We start from the raw sequence: 2,169 nt of genomic DNA on the forward strand, positions 1-2,169 counted from the left end.
TAACAAAAGTGCTACATATTGGGGTGGGTATCTCCTCTGTCCTTTTGCCTGAGAGTTTCACTTGAAAACAAGCTTGCTCCTTCGGCGCCCGAATTAACGGGTCTCTCCAGAGTTTCCTCCAACAGCAGTCCATACAATTAAGTGCCTGAAAGATTTACTTCTTCGGCGGATGGCATTTGCCATCTCTCTCCTGCTGTCTTCATTGGAACGTCGTTATGACGGAAAGTATGATAGATCACAGAAATATGAATGCAATGCAAAATTAAGTGAACAGGGCATTGTTCTTCTGAAAAGGTAAAAATTATCGCTTTATAGAAGGTTCTACTGGCTAACGGTGCCGCGTGATATGTGTCAGTTGCCTAAATGTTTCTTGCACTGATTCACGCCAATTTTTAAACGAGGTGGCTCAATGTTATAAGACATTGGCCGATATTATTATTACCATTAATCGGTAACCACTGACTCAACGAGCCCTAGCATGACCACTTGGAACGAACTTTTAGGCGTGAATGCCGGCGAAACGGCCGCGCAGGTTAAACAACGCTATAAGCGACTTTCTAGCCGTGTGCATCCGGATAAAGTTGGCAGCACTGGGTTGATGCAGCTGGTCAGTGAAGCATACCAGGCCGTTAAATCAGGGAAGGGCGACGATAGCGCTTTAGGGCAAACGCAAAACGAGGGAAGTCAGGCGGCGTTACGCAGCCAGGTTGCACGCCTGCAAAAAGAGTTAGCGGTGTTGCAGCAAGAAAACCGCACCCTCAAATCTCGTCAGGCCGGCCAACAAATTCCGGCACACCTCACGGCTAAAATTGCCAAACTTGAGTTTGATAACCGCCAGTGGCGAGAGCAGTACCAAAAACTTGAGCGTCAGCACCAATCATTAGACGGACAACATGCGCGCCTGACACGTGAGCACGACAAAGAAAAAAAAGAGGCCACACAACGCAACCGTGAGCTTAAAGATGCGTTAACGCGCGTGGAACAGCTAGAAACGGAGCTGACGCATAAAGCCACTCCAGTCACTTTAAAACCGGCTAAACCTGGGCTGGCTTGGCGTTGGGTATTGGCCTCGTGGTGCGCCATTGCGCTGGTAATGGTGCCTTTTGGGCAATGGCAACGGTGGATTGCTCCACTTATCGGTGACAGCCAGCCTGATACCGCGCAACGTGTGCGTATCATTAATCCCAAGCCACCAGCCTCTGAGCCGATTGATACTGTTGCCGCCACTCAGTCGCCCGCAGCACCGCCACCGAGTTTACCGGCCGCGCCGATGATTGAACTCAACCCGACGGCAGAAAAATGGCATATCAATCAATATACTGATATCGCCCAGCCGTATCTCGCGCTGCGTAGTCAACAAGGCTCATACATCGTGGCAAATTGCGTGGGCGATTTTTACATCTATTTGAACCGCAGTTATCAACCGTTGCGCGTGCCACCTAATCTCGATTACGTCGCGCAGCGGCAGCATTTTCATGTGTATGCGATTCCTTATGGCCAAGGGGCATCTATCGATAGTTGGCAATTAGCACGTAAGGTACAAATATTCGACGACACCTTTGTGAGTGCTGATCTGACCCCGAAGTTAAGGGCGTTTGAACAATCGTGCCGTCAAACATCGGATCTTACTGCGGTGAACCGTGAGTAGGCAGCGGTACCGCGAGTGTTCACGGTTAAAGATGGCAACCGTCAGATAGAAGGAATTTCAACTCAGTATCGCCTGAATGTATTACACTGATCAGTAAGGAATAACACTTATTTGAGGCCAGTCACTATGCTCGATCAAGCGATGTTCGCGCACCAATTTGAGCCACCGCGGCAAGACAGTGCAAGCGGCGTATTTCGGCGCCACAAGATAGCGGTGTCGCATTCGGTATCGCTCGAAGCGTGTGTGTCAGGGATAGGCATTCCGGCTTGGTCGGAAACACGCACAGCCGCAAGCCAAGATGCGGGCGTGGTGAAAACGATGATGGCGCAGGGTGCCAGTGTGATCGGCCAGGTGCAAATCGATCCGCTCGGCTTTAGTATCACCGGATTTAATCCTTTTTACGCCGAACTTCGCAACCCCCACTATCGTCAATACCGTGTGGGTGGTGCCAATGCCGGTATCGCAGTCGCAGTGGCGAAAAAACTGGCGGATCTGGGTTTGGGCAATGATGCGTTCGGAGG

2 protein-coding genes and 1 riboswitch are annotated in these 2,169 nt (G+C 50.6%); both genes read left to right on the forward strand.

Annotation, left to right across the window (positions count from 1 at the left end):
- Positions 1-26 precede the first annotated feature (26 nt).
- A riboswitch (glycine riboswitch) is annotated at positions 27-120 on the reverse strand.
- 358 nt (positions 121-478) lie between these two features.
- Positions 479-1,648 carry a J domain-containing protein gene (locus BZG79_RS14455; protein ID WP_077774755.1) on the forward strand — a complete coding sequence of 390 codons (1,170 nt, stop codon included), beginning with the start codon at positions 479-481 and terminating at the stop codon, positions 1,646-1,648.
- 111 nt (positions 1,649-1,759) lie between these two features.
- A partial coding sequence (locus BZG79_RS14460) for an amidase family protein (protein ID WP_242414206.1) occupies positions 1,760-2,169 on the forward strand: 410 nt, incomplete at its 3' end.

This window comes from Salinivibrio sp. MA427 (assembly GCF_001996115.1).
GTDB lineage: Bacteria > Pseudomonadota > Gammaproteobacteria > Enterobacterales > Vibrionaceae > Salinivibrio > Salinivibrio costicola.